26 protein-coding genes are annotated in these 24,362 nt (G+C 61.0%); 15 read left to right on the top strand and 11 right to left on the bottom strand.

Annotation, left to right across the window (positions count from 1 at the left end):
* Nucleotides 1-4: 4 nt before the first annotated feature.
* Nucleotides 5-1,018 carry a porphobilinogen synthase gene (gene hemB, locus QMO80_RS05370; protein WP_283199158.1) on the bottom strand — a complete coding sequence of 338 codons (1,014 nt, stop codon included), beginning with the start codon at nucleotides 1,016-1,018 and terminating at the stop codon, nucleotides 5-7.
* Between the two features lie 218 nt (nucleotides 1,019-1,236).
* Here hemB and QMO80_RS05365 point away from each other — a divergent pair, with 218 nt between their 5' ends.
* From QMO80_RS05365 to QMO80_RS05335, 7 genes are all read left to right on the top strand, one after another.
* Nucleotides 1,237-1,674, top strand: coding sequence for a DUF6163 family protein (locus QMO80_RS05365; RefSeq protein WP_049733978.1), 438 nt, complete (start codon nucleotides 1,237-1,239; stop codon nucleotides 1,672-1,674).
* 129 nt (nucleotides 1,675-1,803) lie between these two features.
* On the top strand, nucleotides 1,804-2,319 hold the full coding sequence (locus tag QMO80_RS05360; RefSeq protein WP_003574072.1) for a transcriptional regulator LdtR: 516 nt from the start codon (nucleotides 1,804-1,806) through the stop codon (nucleotides 2,317-2,319).
* Between the two features lie 442 nt (nucleotides 2,320-2,761).
* Entirely contained in the window at nucleotides 2,762-4,063 is a 1,302-nt protein-coding gene (locus QMO80_RS05355; protein ID WP_283199157.1) for a murein L,D-transpeptidase, read from the top strand.
* A 205-nt stretch (nucleotides 4,064-4,268) separates the two neighbouring features.
* Nucleotides 4,269-5,567 (top strand): serine hydroxymethyltransferase, encoded by a 1,299-nt coding sequence (gene glyA / locus QMO80_RS05350; RefSeq protein WP_037137897.1) that lies wholly within the window; start codon nucleotides 4,269-4,271, stop codon nucleotides 5,565-5,567.
* Nucleotides 5,568-5,576: 9 nt separating this feature from the next.
* Nucleotides 5,577-6,053, top strand: coding sequence for a transcriptional regulator NrdR (nrdR, locus tag QMO80_RS05345; RefSeq protein WP_003547190.1), 477 nt, complete (start codon nucleotides 5,577-5,579; stop codon nucleotides 6,051-6,053).
* Nucleotides 6,054-6,056: 3 nt separating this feature from the next.
* Complete coding sequence (gene ribD / locus QMO80_RS05340) at nucleotides 6,057-7,349, top strand: bifunctional diaminohydroxyphosphoribosylaminopyrimidine deaminase/5-amino-6-(5-phosphoribosylamino)uracil reductase RibD (RefSeq protein ID WP_283199156.1); 1,293 nt, start codon at nucleotides 6,057-6,059, stop codon at nucleotides 7,347-7,349.
* Nucleotides 7,349-7,960 (top strand): riboflavin synthase, encoded by a 612-nt coding sequence (locus tag QMO80_RS05335; RefSeq protein WP_283199155.1) that lies wholly within the window; start codon nucleotides 7,349-7,351, stop codon nucleotides 7,958-7,960. Before ribD ends, QMO80_RS05335 begins: the two co-directional genes overlap by 1 nt.
* A 50-nt stretch (nucleotides 7,961-8,010) precedes the next feature.
* On the opposite strand, the gene rfbA is transcribed toward QMO80_RS05335, so the two are convergent.
* The 9 genes from rfbA to QMO80_RS05290 form a co-directional block, all read right to left on the bottom strand.
* Entirely contained in the window at nucleotides 8,011-8,880 is an 870-nt protein-coding gene (rfbA, locus tag QMO80_RS05330) for a glucose-1-phosphate thymidylyltransferase RfbA (protein ID WP_283199154.1), read from the bottom strand.
* A gap of 9 nt (nucleotides 8,881-8,889) precedes the next feature.
* Nucleotides 8,890-9,777 carry a dTDP-4-dehydrorhamnose reductase gene (gene rfbD / locus QMO80_RS05325; protein ID WP_283199153.1) on the bottom strand — a complete coding sequence of 296 codons (888 nt, stop codon included), beginning with the start codon at nucleotides 9,775-9,777 and terminating at the stop codon, nucleotides 8,890-8,892.
* A gap of 1 nt (nucleotide 9,778) precedes the next feature.
* Nucleotides 9,779-10,834: a dTDP-glucose 4,6-dehydratase gene (rfbB, locus tag QMO80_RS05320; RefSeq protein ID WP_283199152.1), complete on the bottom strand. Its 1,056-nt coding sequence runs from the start codon at nucleotides 10,832-10,834 to the stop codon at nucleotides 9,779-9,781.
* Between the two features lie 6 nt (nucleotides 10,835-10,840).
* Complete coding sequence (gene rfbC / locus QMO80_RS05315; RefSeq protein ID WP_283199151.1) at nucleotides 10,841-11,419, bottom strand: dTDP-4-dehydrorhamnose 3,5-epimerase; 579 nt, start codon at nucleotides 11,417-11,419, stop codon at nucleotides 10,841-10,843.
* A gap of 24 nt (nucleotides 11,420-11,443) precedes the next feature.
* Nucleotides 11,444-13,420: a glycosyltransferase family 1 protein gene (locus QMO80_RS05310; RefSeq protein ID WP_283199150.1), complete on the bottom strand. Its 1,977-nt coding sequence runs from the start codon at nucleotides 13,418-13,420 to the stop codon at nucleotides 11,444-11,446.
* A gap of 339 nt (nucleotides 13,421-13,759) precedes the next feature.
* On the bottom strand, nucleotides 13,760-14,566 hold the full coding sequence (locus tag QMO80_RS05305; protein WP_283199149.1) for a hypothetical protein: 807 nt from the start codon (nucleotides 14,564-14,566) through the stop codon (nucleotides 13,760-13,762).
* Between the two features lie 245 nt (nucleotides 14,567-14,811).
* A complete protein-coding gene (locus tag QMO80_RS05300) occupies nucleotides 14,812-15,327 on the bottom strand; it encodes a GNAT family N-acetyltransferase (RefSeq protein WP_283199148.1) in 516 nt (171 codons plus the stop codon).
* A gap of 10 nt (nucleotides 15,328-15,337) precedes the next feature.
* Nucleotides 15,338-15,841 carry a cupin domain-containing protein gene (locus tag QMO80_RS05295; RefSeq protein ID WP_283199147.1) on the bottom strand — a complete coding sequence of 168 codons (504 nt, stop codon included), beginning with the start codon at nucleotides 15,839-15,841 and terminating at the stop codon, nucleotides 15,338-15,340.
* 175 nt (nucleotides 15,842-16,016) lie between these two features.
* The gene (locus QMO80_RS05290) at nucleotides 16,017-16,376 is read right to left on the bottom strand and encodes a hypothetical protein (RefSeq protein WP_283199146.1); all 360 of its coding nucleotides are present in this window, start codon (nucleotides 16,374-16,376) and stop codon (nucleotides 16,017-16,019) included.
* A gap of 130 nt (nucleotides 16,377-16,506) precedes the next feature.
* On the opposite strand from QMO80_RS05290, the gene QMO80_RS05285 reads away from it, so the two are divergent.
* The 4 genes from QMO80_RS05285 (at nucleotide 16,507) to QMO80_RS05270 (ending at nucleotide 19,998) form a co-directional block, all read left to right on the top strand.
* The gene (locus tag QMO80_RS05285) at nucleotides 16,507-16,716 is read left to right on the top strand and encodes a hypothetical protein (protein WP_283199145.1); all 210 of its coding nucleotides are present in this window, start codon (nucleotides 16,507-16,509) and stop codon (nucleotides 16,714-16,716) included.
* A gap of 3 nt (nucleotides 16,717-16,719) precedes the next feature.
* Complete coding sequence (gene ribH / locus QMO80_RS05280) at nucleotides 16,720-17,175, top strand: 6,7-dimethyl-8-ribityllumazine synthase (RefSeq protein ID WP_003574043.1); 456 nt, start codon at nucleotides 16,720-16,722, stop codon at nucleotides 17,173-17,175.
* A gap of 3 nt (nucleotides 17,176-17,178) precedes the next feature.
* Nucleotides 17,179-17,661 (top strand): transcription antitermination factor NusB, encoded by a 483-nt coding sequence (gene nusB / locus QMO80_RS05275; RefSeq protein WP_003587419.1) that lies wholly within the window; start codon nucleotides 17,179-17,181, stop codon nucleotides 17,659-17,661.
* Between the two features lie 198 nt (nucleotides 17,662-17,859).
* Complete coding sequence (locus tag QMO80_RS05270) at nucleotides 17,860-19,998, top strand: sodium-translocating pyrophosphatase (RefSeq protein WP_283199144.1); 2,139 nt, start codon at nucleotides 17,860-17,862, stop codon at nucleotides 19,996-19,998.
* 266 nt (nucleotides 19,999-20,264) lie between these two features.
* Here the strand turns inward: QMO80_RS05270 and QMO80_RS05265 are convergent, their stop codons facing one another.
* Nucleotides 20,265-20,798 carry an outer membrane protein assembly factor BamE gene (locus QMO80_RS05265; protein WP_088940485.1) on the bottom strand — a complete coding sequence of 178 codons (534 nt, stop codon included), beginning with the start codon at nucleotides 20,796-20,798 and terminating at the stop codon, nucleotides 20,265-20,267.
* 188 nt (nucleotides 20,799-20,986) lie between these two features.
* Here QMO80_RS05265 and QMO80_RS05260 point away from each other — a divergent pair, with 188 nt between their 5' ends.
* The 4 genes from QMO80_RS05260 (at nucleotide 20,987) to QMO80_RS05245 (ending at nucleotide 24,309) form a co-directional block, all read left to right on the top strand.
* The gene (locus QMO80_RS05260; protein ID WP_283199143.1) at nucleotides 20,987-21,607 is read left to right on the top strand and encodes a ubiquinol-cytochrome C chaperone family protein; all 621 of its coding nucleotides are present in this window, start codon (nucleotides 20,987-20,989) and stop codon (nucleotides 21,605-21,607) included.
* Nucleotides 21,608-21,617: 10 nt separating this feature from the next.
* The gene (locus QMO80_RS05255; protein ID WP_283199142.1) at nucleotides 21,618-22,172 is read left to right on the top strand and encodes a DUF177 domain-containing protein; all 555 of its coding nucleotides are present in this window, start codon (nucleotides 21,618-21,620) and stop codon (nucleotides 22,170-22,172) included.
* Nucleotides 22,173-22,270: 98 nt separating this feature from the next.
* Nucleotides 22,271-23,317: a phosphate acyltransferase PlsX gene (gene plsX, locus QMO80_RS05250; RefSeq protein WP_283199141.1), complete on the top strand. Its 1,047-nt coding sequence runs from the start codon at nucleotides 22,271-22,273 to the stop codon at nucleotides 23,315-23,317.
* A gap of 20 nt (nucleotides 23,318-23,337) precedes the next feature.
* Nucleotides 23,338-24,309, top strand: coding sequence for a beta-ketoacyl-ACP synthase III (locus QMO80_RS05245; protein WP_283200116.1), 972 nt, complete (start codon nucleotides 23,338-23,340; stop codon nucleotides 24,307-24,309).
* Nucleotides 24,310-24,362: the final 53 nt, after the last annotated feature.

Raw genomic sequence — 24,362 nt, 5'->3', positions numbered from 1 at the left:
GCAATCACCGTTTCGCGAGGATCTTCGCCACCTCGACCGCGAAATAGGTGAGGATGCCGTCGCATCCCGCCCGCTTGAACGACAGCAGCGTTTCGAGCATGGCCCGCTCGCCGTCGATCCAGCCGTTCATCGCCGCCGCCTTGATCTGCGAATATTCGCCGGAAACCTGGTAGGCGAAGGTCGGCAGGCCGAAGGCCTCCTTCATCCGCCAGCAGATGTCGAGATAGGGCAGGCCGGGCTTGACCATCAGCATGTCGGCGCCTTCCTCAACATCGAGGGCCGCGTCGCGGATCGCCTCGGTGCCGTTGGCCGGGTCGATATAATAAGTCTTCTTGTCGCCTTTCAGCAGCCCGCCGGTCGAGATCGCTTCGCGATAGGGGCCGTAGAAGGCGGAGGCGAATTTCGTCGCATAGCTCATGATGCCGACGCCCTGGTGGCCGGCCGCGTCGAGCGCCATGCGGATTGCGCCGATGCGCCCGTCCATCATCTCCGACGGCGCAATGATGTCGGCGCCGGCATCCGCCTGCATCACCGCGGCGCGCGCCACCTGATCGACCGTCTCGTCGTTGACGATCTCGCCATCTCTCAAGATTCCGTCATGGCCATGGCTGGTGAAGGGATCGAGCGCCACGTCGGTGATGACGCCGATATTGGGCACCGCCTTCTTGATCGCCGCCGTCGCCTGATTGATCAGATTGTTGGCTTCGAGGCTGTTCGAGCCGGTCTCGTCGCGCAGTTCCATCTCGATGTTCGGAAAGGTCGCGAGCGCGGGAATGCCAAGGCCGGCCGCTTCGCGTGCCGCTTCGACGGCCTTGTCGATGCTCATGCGGTTGACGCCGGGCATGGCCGCAATCGGATCGACGATGCCGGAGCCCGGCACGATGAAGATCGGCCAGATCAGGTCGTCGACCGTCAGCCGGTTCTCCTGCACCAGCCGGCGCGTCCAGTCCGCCTTGCGGTTGCGCCGCATGCGGCGATGGCCGGTGATGTCGTCGACGAGATGCGTCCTATCCTGCATGATATCTGCCCCTGGCCCATTCCATTTATCGGAGCGCTCATTATCATGACCCCCGAAAAATCCAAACCGGACGATTGGCCGCGGCGGAAAAACCGCAGGCGTATAACCCGAAATCGATTTTCTGGGTTACGCCCGAACGCTATATGATAGAGCGTTGGTACGTCGTCAGATGCGCGGCGCTCTTTAAGACGATGCAACCCCAAACCGATGTCTGCGCTATGGAAACCGATTCCCCGACGATACCGAAACGCACGCTGGCGGATATACTCTTCATTCTTTTCCTAAGGCTGGTTGCCGTTTCCTGTTTCTGGTTCGGCCTGCAATATTGGGCGATGCTCGTCGGCTATTCGCTGGTCGGGGCCGGCCGCTTCGATCTTTTGAGCCTGCCGTGGAAGGTGGCGAGCACCAGTCTTGCCGTGCTTTTTCCCGTCGCCTCCCTCGGCCTCTGGCTGACTGTCTCCTGGGGCCCGGTCATCTGGGTGCTGGCCGCCGGCGGGCAAATCCTGATGTATGGCCTGCTGCCGGATATCTTCGGCCCCAACAAGCTGATCATCCTGCTGCATCTGATCGTCGCCGTCGTCTACTGGATTTTCCGCCTGCTCCTCTGGCTGGAAAAGCGCCGCCACCGCCGCCAGGTAAGTGTTGATTTACCCTGAGACAACGTGGGGTTTCCAGTAAGGCTCCGTTAAGCCTGCGGTTTAAGTCGAATTTTATATGTATTCGATAGGGTCTCACTCAAGGCGGGAAGAAAACGACACCGCCAATCAAACAGTGAGGCAGTCAATATGAACACGAAAATCAAGCCGCAGGCGGTATCGAACTTCCGTGACCAGCAGGATCAGGGCATCCGTGATCTTTACATGGAATCCCTTCATCTTGTTGAACGTCTTCACCGCCGTCTTCTCGACGTCATCAAGGACGAATTCGACCGTCAGGGCCGTAGCGACGTCAACGCCATCCAGGCGCTGCTCCTTTTCAACATCGGCAATTCCGAGCTGACTGCCGGCGAGCTGCGCTCGCGCGGTTACTATCTCGGCTCCAACGTTTCCTACAACGTCAAGAAGCTGGTCGACCTCGGCTTCATCAACCACCAGCGTTCGCGCATCGACCGCCGCTCGGTCCGCATCAGCCTGACCGAAACCGGCCAGGACATCGCCGAAACGGTGGCCAAACTCTACGAACGCCACATCACCTCGATCGACAAGGTCGGCGGCATCGGCACCGACGAGTTCACCCAGATGAACAAGCTGCTCCAGCGCCTCGACCGCTTCTGGAACGACTCGATCATGTATCGCCTCTAAGACCCTTGACCTCCATCAGGGTTGCAGAAAACCGGACGTGTCCCTGCGCGTCCGGTTTTGCCGTTGGCACGGCGTGGCATCTTTGCAACGCAAGGCAGGCAAGCATTATCTCCCGTATCCAAGCCGTTTTTTAGCCGTTATTAACCGGCACGGTTTAGCCCGTCATATGGTTCGTTGTGTCGTGTTTCCGATAGCCGGCAGACTGTCTTCCAGCCCGGCAACACGAATTGGCCATATTGGTGTGGCAGCGGAAGGCTTAACAACCGGCGCTTTCAATGGACCGATCAGGAATGTTCAGCCTGTCGCATCGCAAACTTGTGATGGGGCAAGCGGAAAGTTTTGATGTGCCGGGACAACAAATGCACAGAGATCTGCGTTAGAGCGCAGTGATATCGCAAAGAGCCGCGGCTTCTCTTTATCGCCGCATTCAGTGGTTGGGACTATGTCGAAGAAAAACGGAAATGAAGCTCTCTCGCGCCGCGCTTTCCTTGCGTCCGCGGCAACGGTTGGCGTAAGCGCGATTGCCGCGCCGGCCTTCGCGCAATCGGCGATCGATACGCTGATCAATGCGCCGCGCCGCGGCAACTGGGACGACCAGTTTGACGCCAAGGCTGCTTCGCGCACGGCAAGCGCCGTCGTTTCCAACACGCCGATCCTTGGTCCCCAATCGCTCGCCAGCGCTCAGCAGGCGGTCATGCAGTATCAGCAGATTGCGGCTGCCGGCGGCTGGCCTGAAGTCAATCCCGGCGATCAGCGCCTGCAGCTCGGTGTCAGCCATCCCGCGGTCCAGGCGCTGCGCCAGCGTCTGGCGATCACCGGCGACCTGCCGCGCGAGGCCGGCATGTCGAGCGCCTTCGATTCCTATGTCGACGGCGCCGTCAAGCGCTTCCAGGCCCGTCATGGCCTGCCGTCCGACGGTGTCCTCGGCGAATTCACGCTGAAGGCGATGAACATCCCCGCCGATGTCCGCTTGCAGCAGCTGAACACCAATATTATTCGCCTGCAGACGTTCCCCGAGGATCTCGGCCGCCGCCACGTGATGGTCAACATCCCGGCTGCCTATGTCGAGGCTGTCGAGGATGGCACTGTCGCGACGCGCCACACCGCGGTTGTCGGCCGTCTCAGCCGTCCGACACATCTCGTCAATTCGAAGATCTACGAGGTCATCCTCAACCCCTACTGGACCTCGCCGCGCTCGATCGTCGAGAAGGACATCATGCCGCTGATGCGCAAGGATCCGACCTATCTCGAAAAGAATGCCATCCGCCTGATCGACGGCAAGGGCAACGAAGTCGCCCCCGAGACCATCGACTGGAACGGCGAGGCGCCGAACCTGATGTTTCGCCAGGACCCCGGCAAGACCAACGCCATGGCCTCGACGAAGATCAACTTCTACAACAAGAACGGCGAGTACATGCACGACACGCCTCAGCAGGGCCTGTTCAACAAGCTGATGCGCTTCGAGTCGTCTGGCTGCGTCCGCGTCCAGAACGTGCGCGACTTGTCGAACTGGCTCTTGCGCGAGACCCCCGGCTGGAATCGCCAGCAGATGGAGCAGGTGATCGCATCCGGCGTCAACACGCCGGTTAAACTCGCTACGGAAGTTCCGGTCTATTTCGTCTACATCTCCGCCTGGGGCATGCCCGATGGCATCGTCCAGTTCCGCGACGACATCTATCAGATGGACGGCAATGCCGAATTGGCGCTCGATACCACGGCTGGCATGGAACAGCCGGTGCAATAAGCGGCGACCTCTGCATCGCACCCTCGAACCGCGCCTCCCCGGCGCGGTTTTTTTATGCCGGGGAAGGGCGGTCGTTAATCACGGGTGCCGCGCTGTCGCAAAATGACGGGAGCGCGCGCTTTGCTCAGCAAATGTCGTTCTTCGTATTGCCCTCGCCACAGGGGAAGGATAATACCTCAGCGCATTCCAGTTGAGGAGCCCGCCCATGACCAATGCTTCCACCGAATCCTTCTTCAATCGCTCGCTTGCGGACGTCGATCCTGAGATTTTCGGCGCGATCGGAAAGGAACTCGGTCGCCAACGGCACGAGATCGAACTGATCGCTTCCGAGAACATCGTCTCCCGCGCCGTGCTGGAAGCCCAGGGCTCCATCATGACCAACAAATATGCCGAGGGTTATCCCGGCAAGCGTTATTACGGCGGCTGCCAGTTCGTCGATATCGCCGAAGAGCTGGCGATCGAGCGCGCCAAGAAGCTGTTCGGCGTCAACTTCGCCAACGTTCAGCCGAATTCCGGCTCGCAGATGAACCAGGCCGTGTTCCTGGCGCTCTTGCAGCCGGGCGACACCTTCATGGGTCTCGACCTGAATTCGGGCGGCCACCTCACCCATGGTTCTCCGGTCAACATGTCCGGCAAGTGGTTCAACGTCGTCTCCTACGGCGTGCGCGAAGGCGACAACCTGCTCGACATGGATGACGTCGCCCGCAAGGCCGAACAGCATAAGCCGAAGCTGATCATCGCCGGCGGCACCGCCTATTCCCGTATCTGGGACTGGAAGCGTTTCCGCGAAATCGCCGACTCGGTCGGCGCCTATCTGATGGTCGACATGGCTCACATCGCCGGCCTCGTCGCCGGTGGCCAGCATCCGTCGCCGTTCCCGCATTGCCATGTCGCGACGACCACGACCCACAAGTCGCTGCGCGGCCCGCGCGGCGGCGTCATCCTCACCAATGAAGAGGATCTGGCTAAGAAGTTCAATTCGGCCGTCTTCCCCGGCCTGCAGGGTGGTCCGCTGATGCACATCATCGCCGCCAAGGCCGTTGCCTTCGGCGAGGCGCTGCAGCCGGAGTTCAAGGATTACGCTGCTCAGATCGTCAAGAATGCCCGGGCGCTGGCCGAAACGCTGATCGCGGGTGGCCTCGATGTCGTCTCCGGCGGCACCGACAACCATCTGATGCTCGTCGACCTGCGCAAGAAGAACGCCACCGGCAAGCGCGCCGAGGCAGCTCTCGGCCGCGCCTACGTCACCTGCAACAAGAACGGCATTCCTTTCGATCCGGAAAAGCCCTTCGTCACCTCCGGCGTGCGCCTCGGCGCCCCGGCCGGCACGACCCGCGGCTTCAAGGAAGCCGAATTCCGCGAAATCGGCAATCTCATCGTCGAAGTCCTCGACGGACTGAAGGTCGCCAACTCGGATGAAGGCAATGCCGCCGTCGAAGCCGCCGTGCGCGGCAAGGTGGTCAACCTCACAGACCGCTTCCCAATGTATGACTACATGGGGTAAGGAGTAGCGATGCGCTGCCCCTATTGCGGTTCGGAAGATACTCAGGTCAAAGATTCGCGCCCGGCGGAGGACAACACGTCCATCCGCCGGCGGCGTATCTGTCCGGATTGCGGCGGCCGCTTCACCACCTTCGAGCGCGTGCAACTGCGCGAGCTGATGGTCATCAAGAAGACCGGCCGCAAGGTGCCGTTCGATCGCGACAAGCTGGTACGCTCCTTCGAAGTGGCGCTGCGCAAGCGACCGGTCGAGCGCGACCGCATCGAGCGTGCCGTTTCCGGCATCGTCCGCCGGCTTGAAAGCTCCGGCGAGACCGAAATCTCTTCCGAGCAGATCGGCCTGCAGGTGCTGGAAGCCATGAAGAGCCTCGACGATGTCGGTTTCGTGCGCTACGCCTCGGTCTATCGGGATTTCTCGCTTGCCGAGGATTTCGAGAAGGTCATTTCCGAAATCAACGCCAAGATCGCCCGCGACCCGCTGGACAGGTGAGCCATGAGCGTCACGCCGCATGACGAGAGTTTCATGGCGGCCGCGATCCGCCTGTCGCGCCGTCATCTCGGCCGCACCGCCATAAATCCCTCAGTCGGCTGCCTGATCGTCAGAGACGGCGTCGTCGTCGGCCAGGCGGTCACCGCCATCGGCGGCCGCCCGCATGCCGAGCCGCAGGCGCTCGCCGAAGCCGGCGAGGCTGCCCGCGGCGCGACCGCCTATGTGACCCTCGAACCCTGCTCGCATCACGGCAAGACGCCGCCCTGCGCCGAGGCGCTGATCGCCTATGGCGTTGCCCGCGTCGTCATCAGCGTCACCGATCCCGATCCGCGCGTCTCCGGCCGCGGCATCGCCATGCTGCGGGAAGCCGGCATCGAGGTGGATGCCGGCGTGCTGGAGGCGGAAGGCCGGCGCTCGCTGGCCGGCTATCTCACCCGCCAGACGAAGAACCGGCCTTATGTGACTCTCAAACTTGCCGTTTCCGCCGATGGCATGATCGGCCGCCAAGGGGCGGGGCAGGTGGCGATAACAGGATCCGAGGCCCGCGCCGAGGTGCAGGCGCTGCGCGCCGAAACCGACGCGATCCTCGTCGGCATCGGCACGGCGATATCCGATGATCCGCTGCTGACAGTGCGGACACCAGGTCTCGAAGCCCAGTCGCCTGTTCGTATCGTGCTCGATCCCTCACTGGCCTTGCCGCTGACGAGCAAGTTGGTTGCGACGGCGCGGGAGGTGCCGGTGATCGTGGTGGCGAGTGAAGAGATTTTGCCATCAGGGTCTGAGGAAGGGGTACCCCCCTCTGTCCTGCCGGACATCTCCCCCACAAGGGGGGAGATCGGCAAGGAGCGAGATCCGAGTTCCCAAGATGACTTGCCATCACCTGCAAAGGCGGATGTGGAGCAGGGAGCAAGCCACTGGCCAATCTCCCCCCTTGTGGGGGAGATGCCCGGCAGGGCAGAGGGGGGTAACCCCCCCACCGATTCCCGCCGCGCCGCTCTCGAAGCCGCCGGTGTCGAGATCGTCTACTGCAATCCCTATCATCCGGAAATCCTGCTGCCGGCCTTGGCAACACGCGGTATTTCCTCGCTTCTGGTCGAGGGCGGCGCCAAGACGGCGCGGCTTTTCCTCGAGGCTGGCCTTGTCGATCGCATCCAGCTTTACCAGGCGCCTGTCGTCATCGGCGAGGGCGGTATTGAATCGCCGCTTGATGCAACCGACATACCATCGGGTTTTGCCCATACGGGCACGCAGATATTCGGCGAAGATCGCCTGGACGAATACGAAAGAGAAAATTGATGTTCACCGGAATTGTCACTGATGTCGGTACGATCGAATCCGTTTCGTCGCTGAAGGAGGGCATCAAGCTCCGCGTCGCGACGAGTTACGACCCGGCGACCATCGATATGGGCGCCTCGATATCTCATTCCGGCATCTGCCTCACCGTGACCGGTCTGCCTGATGAAGGCAGCAATGGCCGCTGGTTCGAGGTCGAGGCCTGGGAAGAGGCGCTGCGGCTGACGACAATCGGCGCCTGGCGGGAAGGCAGCCGCATCAATCTCGAACGATCGCTGAAGATCGGCGACGAACTCGGCGGCCACATCGTTTCCGGCCATGTCGACGGCAAAGCGGAAATCCTCTCGGTGACATCGGAGGGCGACGCCACGCGTTACCGCCTGCGGGCGCCTGAACATCTGGCGAAATTCGTCGCCCCCAAGGGCTCGATCGCCCTCGACGGCACCTCGCTGACCGTCAATGCGGTCGACGGCACGGATTTCGACGTCCTGCTCATCCGACACACGCTCGAAGTGACGACGTGGGGCGAGCGCAAGGCCGGCGATTTCGTCAATTTCGAAGTCGACACGATGGCACGCTACGCCGCCCGGCTGGCGGAATTCCCGAGCGCCTAAATCGAAAACCTGTAGGGTTTCCTGCTGGCGCGTCTGGCCGGCCAGATAGCTCACCAATCCGGGGAGAGCTTCCTCAGATACTGGCCGTAGGCGCTCTTGCCGAGCTTTTCCGCGAGCTTGGCGAGGTCGCCCTGCGAGATGTAGCCCATGCGCCAGGCGACTTCTTCGGGGCAGGCGATCTTGAAGCCCTGGCGTTTTTCCAGGGTGCTGACGAAAGCTGCGGCATCGTGCAGACTATCCGGCGTGCCGGTGTCGAGCCAGGCATAACCCCGGCCCATCAGCTCCACGAAAAGCTGGCCGCGCTCAAGATAGGTGCGGTTGACATCGGTGATTTCCAATTCGCCGCGCGCTGACGGCTTCAGATTGGCGGCGATATCGACCACCTGCTTGTCGTAGAAATAGAGGCCGGTCACTGCCCAGTTCGATTTCGGCTCCTTCGGTTTCTCCTCGATCGACAGAGCATTCATCTTTTCGTCGAAGCCGACGACGCCATAGCGTTCCGGATCGGTGACGTGATAGGCAAACACCGTTGCGCCTTCCCGCCGGCTCGTGCCGGATTTCATGATTTCCGGCAGTCCGTGCCCGTAGAAAATATTGTCGCCGAGAACGAGTGCCGAGCTGTCGCCGTGCACGAAGTCGGCGCCGATGATGAAGGCCTGGGCGAGGCCGTCCGGGCTCGCCTGTACGGCATAGCTCAGCGAAATTCCCCATTGCGAGCCGTCGCCGAGAAGGCGCTTGAAGGCTTCGACGTCGTGAGGCGTGGTGATGATCAGCAACTCCCTGATGCCGGCGAGCATGAGCGTCGTCAGCGGGTAGTAGATCATCGGCTTGTCGTAGACCGGCATCAATTGTTTCGAGATCGCTTGCGTGATCGGATGCAGACGTGTGCCTGTGCCGCCAGCGAGAATAATGCCCTTCATGCTTTCTCCTTAAAGACCTTTGTTCAGAAGGTCTTGCATGACGATCGTCATGGACTGCTTCCACTCCGGGAGCCGGATTCCATAGGTTGTGGCGAGCTTGTCGCCGTTGAGGCGTGAATTGGCGGGACGCTTGGCCGGTGTCGGATAGTCCGCCGTCGGGATGCGCTCGACGCCGACATTTTTGCCGCCGGATTTAAGAAGCGCCGCGAATATTGCTTCGGCGAAATCAGCCCAGCTTGCTTCGCCGCTGCCGGTCAGGTGAAAGGTGCCGCGCAGCGATGGCGCGGGGTCCGCGACGATACGGGTCGCGATCGCCAGAATCGCGTCGGCGATGTCGAGTGCCGAGGTTGGGCATCCCGTCTGATCGGCGACGACGCGAAGATGATCGCGCGCCTCGGAAAGCCGCAGCATCGTTTTCAGGAAATTGGCGCCAAAGGGCGAATAGACCCAGGCGGTGCGCAAGATGACGTGGTTCGGGTTCGCCGCCGCAACGGCCTTCTCGCCGGCGAGTTTCGAACGCCCATAGACGGAGATCGGCGCCATCGCATCCTCTTCGGAATATGCGGAGGCCTTGTCGCCGCTGAAGACGTAGTCGGTCGAAATGTGAATGACCGGGACCCCGATCCGCGCGGCGGCCTCGGCAACCGCCCCGGCGCCGGCCGCGTTGACGGAAAAGACAAGCTCGGCCTCGCTCTCGGCCTTGTCGACCGCCGTATAGGCGGCCGCCGAGACGATGACATCGGGGCGCAGAGCCGAGAAGGCGGCTGCGACGCTTGCAGGATCCGAAAGATCCATTTCCGGGCGCCCGACCGCAATGATTTCGACGCCCGTTTCGGCGCCGCGTCTGATTAGCGACTGAACGATCTGGCCCTGTTTGCCGGTGACGGCTATGCGCATCTTATCGCCCCTTGAAAACGCCGAGGCGTTCGCCGGAGTAGACGTTTTCGCGCAGCGGCCTCCACCACCATTCGTTTTCCAGGTACCAGTGCACGGTCTTCTCGATGCCGGTTTCGAAGGTCTCTTGCGCCGTCCAGCCGAGTTCGCTTTCAAGTTTCGAGGCATCGATCGCATAGCGTGCGTCGTGCCCGGGGCGGTCCGTGACGTTGGTGATCAGGCGCGCATGCGGTGCCTTGTCGCTATAGACACCGTCGAGAATAGCGCAGATGCGATGGACGACATCGATGTTCCGGCGCTCATTGCGGCCGCCCACATTGTATTTTTCGCCGGGGCGCCCTCTGGATGCGATCGTGTAGAGCGCGCAGGCGTGGTCTTCGACATAGAGCCAGTCGCGGACATTTGCGCCATTGCCGTAAACCGGAAGAGGCTTGCCCTCCAGTGCGTTCAGGATCATCAGCGGAATGAGCTTCTCAGGGAAATGGAACGGGCCGTAATTGTTGGAGCAATTGGAGACAACGACGGGCAGGCCGTAGGTACGATGCCAGGCGATCGCCAGATGGTCGCTCGCGGCCTTGGAGGCGGAGTAGGGCGACGACGGATCGTAAGGCGTCGTCTCCTCGAAGAGGCCCTGGTCGCCGAGCGAGCCGTAGACTTCGTCCGTCGAGACATGCAGAAAACGGAAGGCGCTCTTGCTGCGAGCGTCAAGCCCATCCCAATAGTGCCGTGCGGCATCCAGCAGGCTGAATGTGCCGACGATGTTGGTCTGAATGAAATCGGCCGCGCCCGAGATCGAGCGGTCGACATGGCTCTCTGCCGCGAGATGCATGACGATATCAGGGCGGAAGGACGCGAGTGCTTCCTGCATCCTGGCGCGGTCGCAGATGTCGGCGTGCAGGAATTGATAGTTCGGGGCCGATTCGACGGATTTCAGCGATGCCAGATTGCCGGCATAGGTCAGCGCGTCGACATTCAGCACCTCGGCGCCAATCTCGCTGACGAGATGGCGCACCAATGCCGATCCGATGAAGCCCGCTCCGCCCGTAACCAGTATGCGCATCGTCGATCAATCCTGGGGTTGCTGTGTTGAATAGGAAAAATGATCTGGCAGATCGGCGAGCCGCGGCAACGTCTTGTCCTTGTCTGATGATACCATGTCTCCCTCATCGAAGGGCCAGCGAATGCCGATCGCCGGATCGTTCCACGCGATGCCCCGATCATGCTGCGGGCTGTAGGGGGCGGTTACCTTGTAGCTGATGACGCTGTTCGGTTCGATCGTTACGAATCCGTGTGCGAAACCGGCCGGTATCCAGAGCTGCTTGCCGGTTTCCGGCGAGAGCTCCTGAGAGAGCCATTTGCCGAAGCTCGGCGATCCCTCGCGGATATCGACGACGACATCCATGATCCGGCCGGCAAGGCAGCGCACCAGCTTGCCCTGTGCGAAGGGCGGGATCTGGAAATGCAGCCCCCGGACGGTGCCGGCCTGCGCAGAAAGCGATTCATTGTCCTGGACGAACGTGACGTCGGCCACATTTTCCCGGAACCAAGCATCCTTGAAGACCTCGGAGAAGTAGCCGCGGTGATCGCCGAAACGTGGCGGGGTGATTGCAACGATGCCCTCGATGGCTGCGGTCTCAATTTGCATGACGTGCCTTTTCTGCGGCCTTCATCAGGCGCCTGCTTTCATGACGCTCATCAGCATCTCTGCCTGCGAACGGCTCCGCATGGCGGCAAGGCCTGCCGCGGCAATGGCGTCGCGCTCGTCGGCATCGGCGATCAGCTTGTAGCAGCGCCCGATCATGTCGTCATAGGGCTCGATTGCCAAGCCGCCGATGAAGGACTGGAGGTCCGGATCGCGGATGTCGCCTTCCGTCAGCACGCAGACGCGATTGGCGAGCAGATAGGAAATGCGCACGATCTCGAAGACGCCGCTCGCATAATGATGGATGTTGATCACGATCTTGGAACGGGCAATCGCCGCATCGCGTTCCGCACCATAGATGTTGAAGAGGTGCGCGACCTTGAGCCCGCTGTCCTTCAGCGTCTTCAGGATATGGTGGCGGCGTTCGTTCATCGAGCCGTAGAAGAGCACGTCGATATCTTTGACGGCGGCGTGGGTTATCTGGCTGAGGCAGCGGCTATAGCCGATTTCGAGCACGCCGGCGTGATCGATGCCCTTGGCGGCGAGGTTTTCCCGGTTGCGCGGGCTGTAGTCGAGAACCGGAAGCGATTTCAGGATCGAGGTGTAACGCGAATTGATCCAGCTGCTTTCTTCGGACACCTGCTCGAGATTGATGACGACGCTGTCCTTCGGCAGATGGCTGAGGACTTCGGGAGCGAGAAGGTTGCCGCCGTAGATGATCGGCGCACGGCCGGCGAATGCGTTCATGTCGCGGGTGATCGGCGCCGAGCCGCCGAGTTCCTCGAAGGCGCCCTGCAGGCCGAGCGCGACTTCGTTGAAGGCGTGGCTGTGATTGTAGTTGTCGGGCGTCACGATCCAGATGCAATGACGGTCCTTGTGTGCCTGCCATCCGCCGGCAAAGGGCTGCAATGCGCTGCGGAGCGGCTGCTCGATTTTCGGCGCGGCCGGTATAGCGGGCCTTTCCGTCCTTTCCGGCTGCTGCGGCACCGGAGAGGCGCCGGAAGCCTGCGCAGCATAGGCGCGCGTCAATTCGCGGCCGCCGATAAATTGGCCGCGCGGCATCCAGGCGGGCGGATCATCGGCTCCCCAGATCAGATGCGGCTGCTTGATGAGCGGCTGGCGGCCTTGCTGCCACGCGGTCAGGAGAGCATCTTCACGGCTCCGCAGAAAGGCTTCCTTGGCGGCGAAGAGGCCATGCAGCATCCGGCCGAGGCGGACACCGAACTTCCATTCGAAATCGGCAAGGGTCGGCACGAAGGCGGCGATCTTCAATCCGGAGGCGATAGCCTGCTGGACATAAAGGCCGAGCAGACGCTCGATCACGAAGGGGCGCATCTTCGCGTTGGCATCGCGTGAATAATTGGCCGTACCGGCATAGGCAGCACCCGCCGCCGTGCCGGCGCGCGCCTGGTTTTCCAGCGATTCGAGAATACGTTCGCAAAAAGCGAAATAGCCGGACCAGAATTTCCGGTTGCCGCAGAAATAGTTGCAGAACAGGAAGGCAATCTTGTCCTGCGGCGGCGCGATCGGATAGCCGAGCTCCTGGAGATGCAGGAAGATCGGCTCCATGCCGGGATGACCGCCAAGCAGCGAATGTTCCCAGACGTTGCTGTAGATCGCCGCGTGGCCGATCAGCGGATTGTAAAGATAGGCGTCCGCACCTTCCGCCCTGGCCTTTTCCGCTTCCGTGACGAAGGACGGGAAGCTCGTCACCGACTTCATCTCGAATTTGCTCGAAAGCAGCCCCCAGAACACGTCGTCGCCGAGACCGATCGCCTCGTGATGCTGATGCAGGGTGAGGAAGAGTTCATATTCGCGGGTCGTCGCCTGCGTATTGAACGAGATGTCCAACGGCATGGCCGCCGCGTCGAGCTGGCTGCGCTGCGAAGGATCGAGATAAGGCTGATAGATAATGACGGATCCCGTGCCGGCCGCTTTCTCCGTGAGAAGCGCCAGATCGGGAAGACCGGCCGGCAAAGAAGAAATGGGCTGATTGATCGTCAAGGTATTGTCCTTCGCGAATGGCGACCGTCTGCATGGGCAATCCGCAGAACGGCAATTCGAGCCTGTTTGGTGCCTACTATTTGAGGTGAAGCTTGCGCCACACTGTTCGCAGAACTGTCGCGTTTCAGCCTGGCGGGAGAGTTCTAGACCGGGATGATCTCAGGCCGGATCGGCCTAAGATCTGAATCCTGTTCTCCATTGAGGAATTAGAGCATGATTTGAGAAAGCTGCACTCACTTTTCGGCGTCATGCTCCAGCCGGCTTTGTTGGCTCAGCCGCTTCTGCTACCAGTATCGCAAAGAGTTGCGATGTTGCGTCTGGAATTGGGCCGCCTCGGTTTTAGGTACCGCTTCTATAGAGCCCATCATTCGATACGGTAGCTATATCTCCGAACAAGGATCCTGGTAGAGTATTGCCGTAGAGTTCGGCTATCCGTTTGATGAGAAGATAGCTTCCCAGACGCTCCTGGCAAAATGAGATCGCACGTTTCTGCACCGGATCTTCGGCTTGAAACGGTTGATATCGTTTCGCAAATTCAAAAGACGGCGCCACCATGCGCACAAAAGTATCCAGCCACCAGTCCGTCGGGTACGTGCCGAGTTCAATGCCTCCAGGAACGAAAGTGCTGGAATTAAAAAAATGCAAAGCTTCGGCTTGGGTTATAGTGCTTGCTTCGATTGCAAACGCTGTATATCTCAGGAAGTCAACAATATTGTGGAAGCGTGCATAGTGCTGAGATATGTTGTGGAGATTTAACGGCCGAGGTAGGAAGAAACTTTCTGGAAAAAATTCCGGGTCCTCCGGTCTCGTGATTTCTACTTCTTCTGAAGTCGCCGTATTCATCCCAGGATATTCGGGATTCGGCGTTCCGATTTTCAGTCGTGTTAGAAATTTACGATACTGCCAGATGGTAATGTTTCGAGGTTTTGCTGATTCTTCCGAAACGACTTTTGCAATGACGATCGTTCCTAGCGATCCTGACAATTTCGCGTGAAGCTCCTCCGGCTCGCTGAAAAAATCATAACCGGCAATGACGTCCATACCCTTGTTTTCCAAAGGAGGTTTGGAATTGAGCCATATGATTTTCGAGCCCTCGGGAGGAGGGTAGCTCGGCAAATCCTTATGGCAAACAATGAAAATGGTCATATTTGTGATCAGCCTCTTATGGATGGGGCGCAAGGGGACGAAGGTATCTGCCTCTGTCACGACCCTAAAGCGCGTTCCTTGCGCGTAGCAGGTGAAAAAGCCCGGACCCATCCGGGGATGAAGTCGGGTGCCGCAAGCCGAGGTCGTCGACATGCTTTTGTTTGACCTGATGTTGCTGTTGGTTAGGCGGCAAGGGTCAGCAAGCCCGCAACGGCGCGCACTGCGCTGCCCACCTGGCGGATTCCCTACCTCGAAAACTGAATAATCTCGCCGTTATACTGCGTGCGCGTGATCTCGCGGAAACCGAGCTTGGCTGCGACCCTGAGCGAGGCCCGGTTCTCCGGGCTGATGATGCAGCTCATCGGCTTTCCCGGGAAATAGCGCTCCGCCCAGCCGATCAGCGCGGTCAGCGCCTCGGTGGCATAACCGCGGCCATGCGCCGAGGGCATCAGCGCCCAGCCGAGTTCCATGGTCCCCTCGATCGACGGTTCCATCTCGCGGCGCGATTCCATGAAGCCCGCTTCGCCGATGAACCGGCCGCTCGCCTTTTCCTCGATCGCAAGAAAGCCGAAGCCCATATGGTGCCACATCCCGGCAATCCGCAGCAGGCGGCTCCAGCTCTGCTCGCGCGTCGAGGGGATGCCGCTGATGAAGCGAACCACATGTTCGTCCGCCCAGAGTGCCGCATGCGCCTCGAAATCGTCGAGGCGGTGAGGGCGGAGCGTCAGCCGCTCGGTTTCGAGGGTCGGGATGTCGGTCATATCGGGTCCTTCAGGCGCCGGGCTCGCCGTCCCAATAATCGAGATCGCTTTCCGGCCGGCCGATATGGCGGAAGCGCTGAGGTTTGCTATCGCCCCTGTTCGTCTTGGCGAGAAACTTTCCGGAATCGGGATATTCGACGATCTCGGTCTTCGCCATCGTCGAGATGCCGAGATAGACGAGGGGAGCCGTGCCTGTGTTGAGGATCTGGTGCGCCGTTTCCGGGCCGCCGGCCGGCGCGCCGAGCACGTCTCCCGCCCTGATCGCATCGCGCTCGTCGCCGAAGCGGTATTCGCCGGTGCCCGATATCACGTAAAAAAGCTCGTCTTCGACATGATGGTTGTGGAAGGGGCAGCCGGATTTGCCCGGCGGCACCTCGTTGTAGCTGATGCCGAGGCCGGTCAAGCCAAGAAGGGTGCCGAACGAAGTGTCGACGCTTTCATAGAGCGTGCCCTGTTTCCAATGGTCGAGCTTGAGATCGGCGATATTGATCACCGCCTTCGATTCCCTAGCCATGATGTCCTCCTGTTGCAGGAAGAGAAACCATCATCGCCTGGGAAAATTCAATGGTTTTCTGGAAAATCCACGACATAAGCCGAGAAAGGCATGGCGGAGAAGGCATGGGCGGAGAGGAGACCGCCGCCCATGCTTTGAGCGCCGCGCCCCGAAAGGGACGCGATGCGCCGACGCGTCAGCGGACGTAGAAGGTCAGGCTTCCGTCGGCTGCCTGTTCGGCATTGACGATGTTGCGGACGTCGACGCCTTCGTTGTTGAGCCGACGGGCCAGCGACCTGTTGGCGTCGATTGAGGCCTGGATGGCGTGAACGGCCTGGCCGGATCGTTCCGGCGCCGAGCGCGGCCCGGTGCTCTCGTCGTCGAGGTTGCGCCAGTTATGGACCTGCTCGACGTTGAAATCATTGCCGTGGAAGGTCCTGAGAGTTTGCTCGATGCCTTGGGCAGTGTTCATTCCGAGGCTTTCGGCCCGGCTGACGCCGGCAAATGCGAGGGAGGAGAGGGCTGCAGCGATGGTGAGAGTGACAACGCGGTTCATGATTATATCCTTTCATCTGCTTTGACGGTCGGCTGTCGTTGCAGGGGATCGTCTGTCACGACATGGAATTGGCGTTCTCCTCCTCGCGATTCAATAGGTTAAGCCACTGAAAACGCATTAAGAATTGTTCATGAAATCCGCCTTCGAATTGCCGTTTTCCAGGCATGCGGAAAAACTGGTTCGAAAGGCCTGCCGAGCCGTGCGGTCGTGGTGCGGCTATCCCCTTGCGGATATTTCGTCTTTGGCGCTGCGGCATCGGGCGAAAGTGCTTGCCATTCTGATGAAGGCATGTTTTGACCGCGGGCTGCCGAGTGGAAAACGCCCCACAAAACGAAGGTGAACCATGCCGAGAGAGACCGCTCCCCATATTTTGATCGTTGAGGCCCGCTTCTACGACGACATGGCCGACGCCCTGCTCGAAGGCGCGACCTTCGCGTTGGAGCAGGCCGGCGCCACCTTCGAGGTCGTCACGGTTCCCGGCGCACTGGAAATTCCGGCGGCGATTGCCATGTCGCTCGATGGAGACGACAATGGCGGAACGCATTATGATGGCTATGTCGCTCTCGGCATGGTCATTCGCGGCGAGACCTATCACTTCGATATCGTGTCGAACGAATCCTCGCGCGCTTTGATGGATCTTGCGGTCAGCGAGTCGCTTGCCATCGGCAACGGCATTCTGACCGTGGAAAATGACGAACAGGCCTGGGCGCGCGCGCGCCGCTCGGACAAGGACAAGGGCGGATTTGCCGCCCGCGCGGCTCTGACGATGATCGAGCTGAAGCAGAAACTGGGTGCATAACGAATGAACGACGACAAGACGGAACGGCCGGTCAAGACTGCAAACCAGCGGGGTGCTGCCCGTCTTGCTGCCGTTCAGGCACTGTATCAGATGGATGTCGGCGGCACCGGCGTCCTGGAAATCGTCGCCGAATACGAGGCGCACCGTCTTGGCCAGGAACTCGACGGCGCGACCTATCTGAAGGCCGATGCCGGCTGGTTCCGGTCGATCGTTTCCGGCGTCGTGCGCGATCAGACCCGTCTCGATCCGCTGATTGCCGCAGCTCTTCAGGATGACTGGGCCTTGTCGCGCCTCGACAGCACCGTGCGCGCCATCCTGCGCGCCGGCGTCTTCGAGATCACCGACCGCAAGGACGTCCCGGTGGCGGTCATCGTCACCGAATATGTCGAGATCGCCCAGGCCTTCTTCGACGACGACGAGCCGAAGCTCGTCAATGCGGTGCTCGACCGCATTGCCAAGCAGGTTCGTGGCGAGACGAAGAAGTAAGTCTTTAGCCGCCAAACAATCTTCCTAAGTCTTTCTTCGCACTGCAACGGTTTTCGCCCGTTGCGGTCTTGACGCCACGTGATCGACCACGCAATCTCCGCACCGCTTAGCTGTGGCATTTCTGTGGAGAGGAAGGCGATTCGGCGGCGTATCTGCCGGAGAAGGAGTGAGCTCCGGCCTATGGGAGGAAAGAGCGAAATGACCATTCTTTTATGCGTAATCGCATGCGGTCTGCTCTCGGTGGTCTATGCCGCCTGGGCAACCCGGTCGGTGCTTGCCGCCGATCAGGGCAATAGCCGCATGCAGGAGATCGCGGGCTATATCCGCGAGGGCGCCCAAGCCTATCTGACGCGCCAGTACAAAACCATTGCCCTCGTCGGCGTCGTTGTTTTCATCGCAGCTTGGCTGCTTCTTTCCGCCACGGCCGCGATCGGCTTCCTGATCGGCGCCGTACTATCAGGGGCTGCCGGCTTCATCGGCATGCATGTCTCCGTCCGCGCCAATGTGCGCACCGCGCAAGCCGCGTCCGCCAGCCTCTCCGCCGGCCTCGACATCGCCTTCAAGTCTGGTGCGATCACCGGCATGCTGGTGGCGGGCCTCGCCCTGCTCGGCGTCTCCATCTACTATACCATTTTGACCTTCGGCCTCGGCCATGAGAGCGGCTCGCGCGAAGTCATCGATGCGCTGGTGGCGCTCGGCTTCGGCGCGTCGCTGATCTCGATCTTCGCCCGTCTCGGCGGCGGCATCTTCACCAAGGGCGCTGACGTCGGCGGCGACCTCGTCGGCAAGGTGGAAGCCGGCATTCCCGAGGACGATCCGCGCAACCCGGCAACGATTGCCGACAACGTCGGCGACAATGTCGGCGATTGCGCCGGCATGGCCGCCGACCTCTTCGAGACCTATGCGGTCTCCGTCGTCGCCACCATGGTTCTCGCCGCGATCTTCTTTGCCGGCGCGCCGATCCTCCAGTCTGCGATGATCTATCCGCTGGCGATCTGCGGCGCCTGCATCATCACCTCGATCATCGGCACCTTCTTCGTCAAGCTCGGCTCGAACGGCTCGATCATGGGCGCTCTATACAAGGGGCTCATCGTCACCGGCCTGCTGTCGATCGTCGGTCTCGGCGCCGCCACCTCGCTGACCGTTGGCTGGGGCTCGCTCGGCGCCGTCGGAGGGGCCGACATATCAGGCGCGAACCTCTTCTTCTGCGGCATTATCGGCCTCGTCGTCACCGCGTTGATCGTGGTGATCACTGAATATTATACTGGCACGGGCAAGCGCCCGGTCGTCTCGATCGCCCAGGCCTCGGTCACCGGTCACGGCACCAACGTCATCCAGGGCCTAGCCGTCTCACTGGAATCGACGGCATTGCCGGCGATCGTCATCGTTGGCGGCATTCTGGCCACCTACCAGCTCGGCGGCCTGTTCGGCACCGGCATTGCGGTCACGGCGATGCTCGGCATCGCCGGAATGATCGTCGCGCTCGACGCGTTCGGACCGGTGACGGACAATGCCGGCGGTATCGCCGAAATGGCGCATTTGCCGCCGGAGGTGCGCAAATCCACTGATGCGCTCGATGCCGTCGGCAATACGACCAAGGCCGTCACCAAGGGTTATGCCATCGGCTCCGCCGGTCTCGGGGCCCTGGTTCTCTTCGCGGCCTACTCCTACGACCTCAAATATTTTGCGGCGAATGGCGACAAGTTCCCTTATTTCGTCGGCATCGGTGAAATTTCCTTCGATCTTTCCAACCCTTACGTGGTGGCGGGATTGATCTTTGGCGGTCTCATTCCCTACCTCTTCGGCGGCATCGCGATGACCGCCGTCGGCCGTGCGGCCGGCGCGATCGTCGAGGAAGTCCGCCGTCAGTTCAAGGAAAAGCCCGGCATCATGCAGGGCACGGAAAAGCCGGATTACGGCAGGGCGGTCGACATTCTGACCAAGGCTGCCATCCGCGAGATGATCGTGCCGTCGCTGCTGCCGGTGCTGGCGCCGATCGTCGTCTATTTCGGCGTGCTTCTCATCTCCGGCTCCAAGGCCTCCGCCTTTGCCGCCCTCGGCGCATCGCTGCTCGGCGTCATCATCAACGGCCTCTTCGTCGCTATCTCGATGACATCGGGCGGCGGCGCCTGGGACAATGCCAAGAAGAGCTTCGAAGACGGTTTCGTCGACAAGGACGGCGTGCGTCACATGAAGGGTTCGGACGCGCACAAGGCCTCCGTCACCGGCGATACCGTCGGCGATCCCTACAAGGATACCGCCGGTCCCGCCGTCAACCCGGCGATCAAGATCACCAACATCGTCGCGCTGCTGTTGCTCGCCGTTCTCGCAGGTTGATGCCGCAACAGCGGCTGGCAGCCCTTCACCCTAACCCTCTCCCCGTAAAAACGGGGAGAGGGGACGTGCCATGCGAGACGTTCGTAATGGACGGAAAGGGTGCAACTATCGCCCTTCGCCCCGTTTACGGGGAGAAGGTGCCGGCAGGCGGATGAGGGGCGGTGTCGGCAATTTCCTGGGTCGAGATGCCGGGTAAAAGACGAGGTTTGTCAATAAAAAACCCGCCTGGAGCGATCCGGCGGGTTTTGTTGTTGAAGCTTGTCCGATCAGCGCAGGCTGCTCGGATTCTGCGGCGTGCCGCCGGCGCCGCCGCCGAACAGGCTGCGGGCCGCGCTCGCGGCGCTGCCGCCGGAGAGCATCTGCTGCAGGAAGGTGAGCTCCTTGCCGCCGGTCGGCGTGACGCGTCCGATCGTGTCGAACACCTTGCCGTCCTGCAGCGTATAATTGGCGCGGCGGCTGACGACGCCGTCCTTGTCGAAATAGATCGCCAGAACGCTCTGGTCGACGACCTTCAGCTTCTGGAAGGCGACCGCACGTGTGCGCCGCTGCGAGATATAATAGAAGACTTCGCCGTCGAAGGTCGCCGTCGTCGACGGGGTGCCGAGCGAAAGCAGCACCTGCTCGCGGCTGGATCCCTCGGGAACGAGGTTCAGCGATTGCTGGTCGGCGACATATCCGCCGTTGAGCACGGTGCTGGTCTGGCAACCGGAAAGAGCTGTGGTGGAGGCGATTATAAGGGCAATGGCCGCACTGCTGAAGAATTTCACGTCAGACTTGAAATACCGTTTCTTCAACGACATCTACTCCCTTGAGTGTCGATAGCAGCCATTTTGGGCCTTGCACGCTTTACCTCCTGCAAAACCATTGTGGCCATTCCGGGTCGAATATCCCGAATTCGCTTCGCTGACGCATCGAGGGCGTCGTCCCGAAACTGGCCACGATCGGCATTGCAATTCGCGCCTGCTTCGGTAAACCAGCTTTCGAAATCATGCAACAAGGCCAGAGGCCAGCCGGCGTGAAGAATGAGGCATTTCCGGAAAAAACAATGATCTTCGGGCTGTTCCGCAAGAAAAACAACAATCAGGCAATCGTCGACAGGCAATATGCGCTGCTGACGGCGGCCGCGCGCATGCCGGAGATTTATGAGCGGCTCAATGTGCCGGATACGGTCATGGGCCGTTTCGAGATGCTGTCGATCGCCATGATTCTGTTTTTCCGCCGCACGCGCAGCTCCGCCACCAGCGGCCAGGAGATCGCCCAGGAGATCGTCGATGCTTTCTTCCAGGATATCGACTATTCGATCCGCGAACTCGGCATCGGCGATAACAGCGTGCCGAAGCGCATGAAGAAGCTCGCCGGCATGTTTTACGGCCGGCTCGAAGCCTATTCGAAGGCGATGGACGCGGGCGATACCGAAGCGCTGGCCCTCGCGCTCACGCGCAATATCTATCCGGAAAGCCCGGTGCCGGCCGATATGTCCGGCCTCGCCGGCTGGATGCTCGCCGCGGAATCGCATTTGTCGGCTCTTGCCGAAGATGAGATCGCCATCGGTTCGGCGACGCTCCCGCCGGTCGCCTGGCCACCGGTTGCCCACCCGCCGGTTGCTTGAGGAGGAAATCATGAAGAACCATCGGGACGATGTTCCCTTCTCCTATCACGTCAAGGTCGGCCATATCTCGGCCAACCCCGTCGAGGTTCATGTCGAGGCTGATGCCGACGAGTTGAAGGCGCTTGCCGAGAGCTGGAGCGTCGTCTCGGTCGACGATCTCAGCGCCGATCTGCAGATTGCCCGCTGGAAGCGCGACGGCGTGCGTATCAAGGGCCGCGTGAAGGCGAAGATCGTCCAGTCCTGCGTCGTGACGCTGGAGCCGGTCGAATCTGCCATCGACGAGAGCTTCGAGCAGATCTTCGTGCCTGAAGGTTCCAAGCTTGCCCGCCAGGCCGGCAATGATGCGGGCGAGATGCTGCTCGATCCCGATGGTCCCGATCTGCCCGAAACCTTTGTCGGCGATACGATCGATGCCGGCGAGGTGGTTGCCGAATTCGCCGCTCTCGCGATCGATCCCTATCCGCGCAAGGGGGGCATCGAATTCGCAGGCCATATCGAAGATAGCGGCGAGGACGATAAAAAGCCCTCGGCTTTCGCTGCCCTCAAGGATTGGAAAAAGGACTGAAGCGCCTCTGGCATTTGACATAATTCAGTTGTAAGCGACGCCAAAACCGGTATTTTGGCCGAAATTTCGCCCTCGGCGAAAAGAAGGATCAGGGACGCGTGATCAGAATATCTCTCGACCTCATGGGTGGCGACTTTGGTCCCCAGGTTGTCATCCCCGGCGCCGCCAAGGCGCTGGACCGGCATCCGGATATTTTCTTCGTTTTCTACGGTCTCAAGGAACAGTGCGATCCGGTTCTCGCCAAGTTTCCGAAACTCAGGGAAAAATCGCTCTTTCACGATTGCGAGCTTGCCGTCAGCATGGGTGAAAAGCCGAGCCAGGCGCTGCGCCGCGGCCGCTATATCTCCACCATGTGGCGCTCGATCGAGGCGGTGAAGACGGGCGAGGCCGATGTCGCGGTCTCGGCGGGCAATACCGGGGCGCTGATGGCGATGGCGAAGTTCTGTCTGCGCACCATGGCCAATATCGAGCGCCCGGCGATCGCAGCGATCTGGCCGACGCTGAAGGGTGAGAGCATCGTGCTCGACGTCGGTGCGACGATCGGCGCCGATGCGCAGCAGCTGATGGATTTCGCCCTGATGGGCGGCGCCATGGCGCGGGCGCTGTTCGAGGTCGAACGTCCGACGATCGGCCTTCTGAATGTCGGCGTCGAGGAGATGAAAGGCCAGGAAGAGGTCAAGGAGGCCGGCCGGCTGTTGCGTGAGGCGAACATCGATTCGCTCGAATATTCCGGCTTCGTCGAGGGCAACGACCTTGGCAAGGGCACGGTCGACGTCGTCGTCACCGAAGGGTTCTCAGGCAATATCGCGTTGAAGACCGCCGAAGGCACCGCCAAGCAGATCGCCGAATATCTGCGCGCCGCCATGTCGCGCACGCTGCTCGCCCGCATCGGCTACCTCTTTGCCAAAAGCGCCTTCGACCTGCTTCGCGAGAAGCTCGATCCGAGCAAGGTCAATGGCGGCGTGTTTCTCGGCCTGAACGGCATCGTCATCAAGAGCCATGGCGGGGCGAATGCCGAGGGCATCGCAGCCGCCATCGAAGTCGGCTACGATATGGCCAAGAACGGCCTCAATCAGAAAATAGAAAACGATCTTAAGAAATATCATGCCAAGCGGCTGCCCCCGATGGGCCCGGAAGCTGCATGAGCAATGGGGTTCAATCGAATATGATCCGTTCAGTGGTTCGCGGGTTCGGAGCCGCACTTCCGAAGCGCGTTATGACCAATGGTGATATGGAGGCGATCGTCGACACGTCGGACGAATGGATCGTCCAGCGCACCGGCATCCGCCAGCGTTATGTCGCCGGCGACGACGAGACGACGGCCTCGCTGGGGGAGGCCGCCGCGCGTGCCGCTCTTGCCAATGGCGGCCTGACGCCTGCCGATATCGATCTGATCATCTGCGCCACCTCGACGCCGGACAACACCTTTCCGGCAACCTCGGTCAATATTCAGAACCGCCTCGGTATGAGCCACGGCTTCGCCTTCGACGTCCAGGCCGTTTGCACCGGTTTCGTCTATGCGGTCACGACGGCGGATGCCTATATCCGCGGCGGCCTTGCCAAGCGCGTTCTCGTCATCGGCGCTGAAACCTTTTCACGCATTCTCGACTGGAACGACCGCACCACCTGCGTACTGTTCGGCGATGGCGCCGGCGCGATCGTGCTCGAAGCCGCAGAAGGCGAGGGCACCGTTGCCGATCGCGGCGTGCTGACGGCGCATCTGCGCTCCGACGGCTCGCACAAGGAAAAGCTCTATGTCGATGGCGGCCCGTCGACGACGGGCACCGTCGGCAAGCTGCGCATGGAAGGCCGCGAGGTCTTCAAATACGCCGTCGGCATGATCACCGATGTCATTCAGGCTGCCTTCGATTCGACCGGCACCACTGCCGAGGACCTCGACTGGCTGGTGCCGCACCAGGCCAATCGGCGCATCATCGACGGTTCGGCCAAGAAGCTGAACATCGATGCGGCGAAGGTCGTCGTCACCGTGGATCTGCACGGCAATACCTCGGCGGCCTCGATCCCGCTCGCGCTCGCGACCGCTGCCGGCGACGGCCGCATCAAGAAGGGCGACCTGGTGATGCTCGAAGCGATGGGTGGCGGTTTCACCTGGGGCGCCGTTCTGCTGCGCTGGTAGGCACGAATCCAAAAAACTGGCGGCGAACAAGAGCTTGACCGTAAGGCGCAAGA

Source organism: Rhizobium sp. BT03, from assembly GCF_030053155.1.
GTDB lineage: Bacteria > Pseudomonadota > Alphaproteobacteria > Rhizobiales > Rhizobiaceae > Rhizobium.
This window is presented reverse-complemented; position numbering and strand designations above follow the sequence as displayed.